At 70.0% G+C, this 6446-nt stretch carries 6 protein-coding genes; 3 read left to right on the forward strand and 3 right to left on the reverse strand.

Annotated features, from left to right (window positions below; genetic code table 11):
- The first annotated feature begins 29 nt into the window (after nucleotides 1-29).
- Nucleotides 30-1283, forward strand: a complete 1254-nt coding sequence (locus ACFWV3_RS41365) for a sensor histidine kinase (RefSeq protein WP_382419419.1) — start codon at nucleotides 30-32, stop codon at nucleotides 1281-1283.
- Here the strand turns inward: ACFWV3_RS41365 and ACFWV3_RS41370 are convergent.
- Entirely contained in the window at nucleotides 1273-2388 is a 1116-nt protein-coding gene (locus ACFWV3_RS41370) for an abortive phage infection protein (RefSeq protein ID WP_382419420.1), read from the reverse strand. The two genes, ACFWV3_RS41365 and ACFWV3_RS41370, sit on opposite strands and share 11 nt — an antisense overlap.
- A gap of 38 nt (nucleotides 2389-2426) precedes the next feature.
- Here ACFWV3_RS41370 and ACFWV3_RS41375 point away from each other — a divergent pair, with 38 nt between their 5' ends.
- On the forward strand, nucleotides 2427-3047 hold the full coding sequence (locus tag ACFWV3_RS41375) for a TetR/AcrR family transcriptional regulator (RefSeq protein ID WP_382419421.1): 621 nt from the start codon (nucleotides 2427-2429) through the stop codon (nucleotides 3045-3047).
- Here the strand turns inward: ACFWV3_RS41375 and ACFWV3_RS41380 are convergent.
- On the reverse strand, nucleotides 3034-4632 hold the full coding sequence (locus tag ACFWV3_RS41380; RefSeq protein WP_382419422.1) for a serine/threonine-protein kinase: 1599 nt from the start codon (nucleotides 4630-4632) through the stop codon (nucleotides 3034-3036). The genes ACFWV3_RS41375 and ACFWV3_RS41380 overlap by 14 nt on opposite strands.
- The gene (locus ACFWV3_RS41385) at nucleotides 4629-5348 is read right to left on the reverse strand and encodes a hypothetical protein (protein WP_382419423.1); all 720 of its coding nucleotides are present in this window, start codon (nucleotides 5346-5348) and stop codon (nucleotides 4629-4631) included. Before ACFWV3_RS41385 ends, ACFWV3_RS41380 begins: the two co-directional genes overlap by 4 nt.
- 81 nt (nucleotides 5349-5429) lie before the next feature.
- On the opposite strand from ACFWV3_RS41385, the gene ACFWV3_RS41390 reads away from it, so the two are divergent.
- A complete protein-coding gene (locus ACFWV3_RS41390) occupies nucleotides 5430-6326 on the forward strand; it encodes a hypothetical protein (protein WP_382419424.1) in 897 nt (298 codons plus the stop codon).
- Nucleotides 6327-6446 lie beyond the last annotated feature (120 nt).

A 6446-nucleotide genomic window follows, 5' to 3' on the forward strand; every position in this document is an offset into this window, starting at 1 on the left:
CGGGGCAGGTCGGGGTAAAGGGGCAGCCAATGCCAACCGCTGCATATGCGCAGTACGGTGAGGATCGGAAGGCTCACAGGGGAGGTCGGATCCTGACCACGACGCTGCTCCCGGCCAGACGGTCGGAGGGGACCGCGGCCGGAACCAGCCGGTGGCGGATCGACTACCGCGAGGTGCTCGTCGACCTCGGGTTGATCTTCCTCGCGGTCCTGGACGTCTGGTTGCTCGGCCTGTGGATGGAGGCCGACCCCAGCACGGACCTCCCGCCGGTCGAGTCGTACCAGCTCTGGCTGAACTGGGTCGCGGTCGGCGCGCTGGTGCTGCGCCGCCGGTTCCCGTTCGTGACGCTCGTGCTGACCATCCCCGGCTTCTTCGTCGGCTGGTCGCAGCTCGCCGCGATGATCGCCCTGTACTCGGTCGCCCGCCGCTACGTCGGCGGCTGGCAGACGGGGCTCGCGGCCGCGCTCGTCTGGCTGTGCCGGTTCGTGGCCTGGCCGCCGCAGGAGCTGATCGAACGGCCGGCGTCCGGCCACTTCCACTCGGCGATCTACGGCTTCCTCGTGGCGGGCCTGCCCATCGCGATCGGACTGCTGGCCCACGCGCGCCAGGAGCTGTCCGCCCGCATCGCCGAGCTGGCGGAGTCGCGCGAGAGAGAACAGGTGCTCCACGCGCACGCCATCCGTGCGGACGAACGGGCAAAGCTCGCCCGTGAGATGCACGACGTCGTCTCGCACCAGGTGAGCCTCATCGCGATGCAGGCGGGTGCGCTGCGCATGGCGGTCGTGGACGCCGAGCACAAGCAGGTCGCGGGCACCATCCGCACGTTGTCGACGCGCACGCTCGACGAGCTGCGCCAGCTCGTGTCCGTCCTGCGCACCACCGAGGACAACCAGCCAGGCGTGGACGAGCTGCCCGAGCTGGCCGCCGACGCGGGCTTCGAGGTGAAGATCCAGCTCAAGGGCCCGGTCGAGGACCTCACGTCCCCGGTCTCCGGCGCGGTGTACCGGACTGTGCAGGAGGCGCTGACCAACATCCGCAAGCACGCCGTGGGTGCGAGCGCGACGGTGCTCATCGACGCGCAGTACGACGACAACGTGCTGGTCGAGGTGCGCAACACGGCCCCGTCCAGCCCGTCGTCGGCGCTGCCCAGCGGTGGCCACGGCCTGGTCGGCCTGCGCGAGCGCGCCACGTTGCTCGGCGGCGAGTTCTCGGCGGGACCGACCGAAGACGGCGGCTTCCTGGTGTCGGCGTCGTTCCCCAAGGAGCGCGTGGTCAGCGATTGAACCGCTGGACCGCGCGGAACGACTGCTTGGGCTCCAACCGGTACGGCGAGTTGTCGTCGTCGAACCGCTCTCGGACCGTGCGGAGCAAGCTGTACGACGCCATGTCGTAGTCGAGATCGCGGTTCGTCGGGTGGTGCGGCGAGTCCGGCGTGATGACCGAATAGAGGTGCGCGCCGTCCAGCTTCTCCGCCGCGAACACGCGGAGCATGCGTGCGACGTGCTCGGCCTGCTCGCGTTCGTCGCGCACGAAGCCGGGCTTCACGACCGGTGGGTCGGCCTCGTAGTCGACGATGTCCCAGCCCATCCCGCCGGCCTCGGCCGCTCCCGTGAACGTGCAGCAGCCGAACTCCAGCACCCTGATCGGCTTGGTCCACCGCCGGTACCGGTCGAAGTCGGCCGTGTACTCGGCATCGGTCGCGAAGTAGGCGTAGTAGTCGAGGCCGACGACGTCGAACAACGACCAGTCGGTCCACAGCGCGTCGAGCCCCGCGGCCGCGGCGTAGGTGATCCGGCCGCCGAACTCGCGGCGGCTCACCTCGGCGGCCCGTGCCGTGAACTCGCGGAACCGCCGAATCACCTGCGGCCACTCGGACTCCGGCAGCGTGCCCATGTTCTGGATGCGCTCCAGGAAGGTCGCGCCGGGGACGATGCCCGGCGTGAACAGGAAGTGCTCGCACCCGGCGACGAACGTGATGTCGTCGCCGTGCCGACGTCGTTCGGCGGCGCGCGCGGCTTCCGCCATGTGCTGGAGGATCTCGTCTTGAGGGTGGTCGTAGAGGCGTGGCTGCACGAACACCTCCATGCCGTGCCGTAACGCGACCTCCGTCGTCTCGGCGAGGCGGCCGAGGTCGGTGCCGAACGCGGTGATGGACGGGCAGCGCAGGTCGCGGGCGATGAGCCCGATCTCCCGTTCCAGCTGCCGGCGGCTCCACCGCACCCGGCTCGACGGGTCCCCCACCGCGTGCACGACGCCGGTGTCGTAACAGACGCCGCCGCGGAACCCCAGCCCTGAGGACGCCCGTCCCGCGGACGCCCGCCCCGTTCCCACGCTCGCGAGCGCGGCCGCACCGGCAACAGCCTGCAAGAACACCTTTCGACTGATCATCGTTCCCCCCGACTAGTTGCTCAACTAGGATGCTGTTCATGCAACCAGAAAATCGGTCGGGCGACCAGAAGCGCAGCTTCATCGAGGACGCCCGGCGCGGTCAGATCGTCGCCGCGACCATCGCGACGATCGCCGAGACCGGGTACGCGAAGGCGTCGTTCGTGCAGATCGCGCAGCGTGCGGGCATCAGCCCCGGCCTGATCACGTACCACTTCGCCAAGCGCGAGGCGCTGATGAAAGAAGTCATGCTGACGGTCCACGACTCAATGGACCGCGCACTGACCGCACGAACCGATAACGCCGACGGCTACGTGTCCGCCGTGCGCGCGTTGGTCGAGGGATTCGTCCACTACTGCGCGGAATACCCGGCCGAGATGGTCGCCATCGGTCAGATCGCGGCGGCCGCCCGGGACGCCGAGGACGCCCGCACGTGGGCGGAGGAGCAGAACGCGCGCACGCTGACAGAGCTCGAGACCATGTTCCACGAGGGTCAGCAGTCCGGTGAGCTGCGGGAGTTCGCGCCGCGGGTGATGGCCGTGGCGATCATCGCGGCGCTGGAGGCGACACCGGCCGAGCTGCTGGCCCGGCCGGACACCGACGTCTCCGCTTACGCGAAGGAGCTCGCGGACGTGTTCGAGCTGGCGATCAGGCGCGACTAGAGGCCAGCGAGGCGCTCAACGCGGCCGCCGCACCGAGCACGGCGCACGTGAGCGCGGTCGGCATCGTCGGCTCGTGCTTCAGCAGCACGGACGTGAGCAGCCACGTCGCCAGCCCGAGGCCGAGGCCGAGCGGCACCGCCGCGATCATCGCCGCCGCCCCGGTCTGCCTGCGTCGCAACGCCCGCAGGTTCGACTCCAGGTACGCGAGCGTGAAGAGCAGCAGCAACGCCGACCCGGTGCCCATGATGCTCAGCCACGGCGTCTGGTTCGACACGAGCAGGAACTCGCGCCCGTCGGCCGAGGCCGTCACCGCGCCACCGACGATCCACCGCGCGGCGCCCGGCAGCACGAACCCGTCGGGGGTGCTGGGGACGTTCGCCAGCTCGATGCCGGCGAGGCTCACCACGAGCTGGGACCCCGGCACCTGCACCGGATCGGCCAGGTTCTGGCTGACCTCGACGAGCCCGCGGCCGGAGGTCAGGAACGGCACGACGACCATCGCCAGCAGCGTCACCGCCGCCACGACCCACAGCAGCCACGGCGACGACGGCGGCTTGATCACCTCCGCGGCCGGCACCAGCGTGCTGCTGCCGCTCAGGCGCGCGGCCGGGACCGGGTCGACCAGCGTGGCGCGGATCGGTTGCTGCGTCAGGGAGACCGTGTCCCGTTCGACCGGCCGCAGCGACCGGCGGGTGGACGACGACGAGACCTGCGGCGCCAGGTGCACCGGCATGTTCAGCCGCACCAGCCAGTCCGGGCCGAACAGGTGGCCCGCGGCACCGGCGAGGTCGATCGCGAACGTCTCGGCGTTGCGGTAGCGCGCCAGCGGGTCGCGCGCGATGCTGCGCATGACCACGCCCGCCAGCGGTTCCGGCACGTTCGGCAACGGCCGCGGGTCCTGGTAGACGCGCTTCTGGATCATCGCGAGCGGGCCGCCGCCGCGTTCGAACGGCAGGTCGCCGCACAGCAGCTCGTAGAGCATCGTGCCGGTCGCGTAGACGTCGGCGGCGGGCGTCAAAGCGTTGCCCATCGCCTGTTCCGGCGCGATGTAGGCGGGCGTACCAAGCACCGCGCCGCCGTGCGTCACGAGCGTCGCGCCCTCCGACACGACCTGGGAGATGCCGAAGTCCGCCACCTTCACGACGCCCTGGGAGGTGAAGAGCAGGTTCTTCGGCTTCACGTCGAGGTGCAGCACCCCGGCCTCGTGCGCCGCGTGCAGCCCGGACAACGCCGCCAGCACGATCGCGCACGACTGCTGCGCCGTGAGCCCGTCGCTCGCGAACCGCGACCAGACCGTGCCCCCGTCGAGCCGTTCCATCACCAGCAGGTGCTCGCCCTGCTGCCGCACGTAGTCGTAGACGGGCACGATGTGCGGGTGGTCGAGCCGCGCCAGCAACCGCGCCTCGTGCTCGAACCGCTCGCTCATCCGCGGGTCCTCGGCCACCGCGTGCGGCAGCCGCTTGATCGCCACCGGCCGCCCGAGCTGCCGGTGCACACCCCCGTAGACGACCCCCATGCCGCCCTCGCCGATCTGGTCCCCGACGGCGTACTGCGGCAGGGCGGCGACCACGCTGGACTGGTTCACCGCGGGATCCTCACCGTGTCCGCGTCCAGTGAGGACGGTGGCCGCTCACCGGGGTGCGGCGTCACGTACCCGAGCACGAACGCCGCCGCGGCCGCCCCGACGATGAACGGGATCTCCGCCGTGGGCGACGGCGCCACCAGCCGCAGCACCGACAGGGAGATCACCGCGACGAGCCCGGTCCCGATCCCTGCCGGCAGGAACCGCATCGCCCGCTGCCACCGGTTGGCCGGCAACCGCCGCCGCGCGAGCGCGAGCAACGCCCCCGCCCACGACAGCGCCGTCAGCACCAGCACCCCCAGCCCGAACGCCCCGTAGACCGACCACAGCGACCCCTTGACGTCCCCGGTCGTCTCGACGGACGCGATGGTCTCCCGCTGCACGTCGACGACCTCGATGGTGACCGGCAGCAACCCGAGCGCCTGCGACCCGAGATCAGTCGGCTCAAGAGGGAACGACCGAGTCTCGGCCGACCGCGGCGGAACGTCGAACGGAACCGTTGTGTCGTAGGTGAAGAAGGTCAACGCCAACGCCGTACCGCTGATCCGCACGGTCTTGATGCGCTGCACGGTGTCGGTGCCGTTGCGGACCGTGATGGACACCTTGGCCGCCTCCGAGGGCTTGAGCACCAGGTTGCCTACTCCAACCGGTCTACCGTCCACATCGGCCTCCAGCAGCACGGAACCACCCTGCGCGGCCGCCGTTGACGGCGCCAGCATAATTCCGCAGCACAGCAGTAAACCTGCACCGGCCAAGCGACGTCTCACTAGCGCACCTTAGGTTCGATCCGGGGAGTTGAAATGCGGTCTTCAGGCTTACTCGTGGCCATCATGGCCGGTGTTACGGTGCTGGGCACCACACCGGCGATGGCCCAGCAGCCGCCCGTGGTGACCGCGGCGCCGCAGCCTGCCACAGCGGGCGGCCCCGTGACCATCTCCTGGGGCGGTTTCGTGACCTGCAGGGGCGTGGGCATCAACTTCACCCTGGACGGCACCCAGATCGCGACGGCCAACTCGGCCTCCAGCGGCTCGGTGGGCGCAACGGTCCCGGCGAACACGGCGCCGGGCAGCCACAAGATCGAAGCCAGGTCGACGAACACGAAGTGCGGCACCGGCGGCACAACCCTGCGCGTGATCGTGCCACCCCCTGTCACCACCACGACCAAGCCGCCGGTCACCAACCCCCCGGTGACGAACCCACCGGTCACCAACCCACCCGTCACAACGCGCCCGCCGGTGGTCACGACCACCACCACTCCCCCGACCACCACCACGACCACGGACACGCCCTCGTCCTCGCAACCGCCCTCCTCGACCACCATCGGCCTGGGCATCCCCACGGGCAGCGAAGGCGTCCTGGTGCTGGACAAGGAGAACATCCAGCCGGGCGAGGACCTGACGGCCATGGGCACCGGCTGCCCCCAGGGCGCCAACGTGACCTTGAAGTCCCTCGGCCAGGACGTGGGCAGGACGACGGCCGACGACAACGGCAACTTCCGCTCCCCAGTGAAGTTCACGAACATCGAACCGGGCCGCCACAAGGTACGAGCGGACTGCGGCATCACCTTGGTGGGCAACATCGACGTGACGTTGCTGAGCTCCTCAGGCGGCTCCACGAGCACGCTGGTGGTGCTGCTGTTCTTTCTCTTGGTAGGAGCAGCAATGCTCCGCAGGCAGTTCGCAGGACTAAGGCGCTGACAGCGAAGCCGAAGGCGAGCACTTTGCTTTGAGCCAAGAGCGCCGGCGGTGGGGTCCCGTCACGAGTCGCACCACAGCACTCGCTGCAACGAGATGGGGGTGTCAAACGGCCACGCTTTT

The sequence above is a fragment of the Lentzea sp. NPDC059081 genome, from assembly GCF_042738015.1.
In the GTDB taxonomy this organism is placed as follows: domain Bacteria; phylum Actinomycetota; class Actinomycetes; order Mycobacteriales; family Pseudonocardiaceae; genus Lentzea.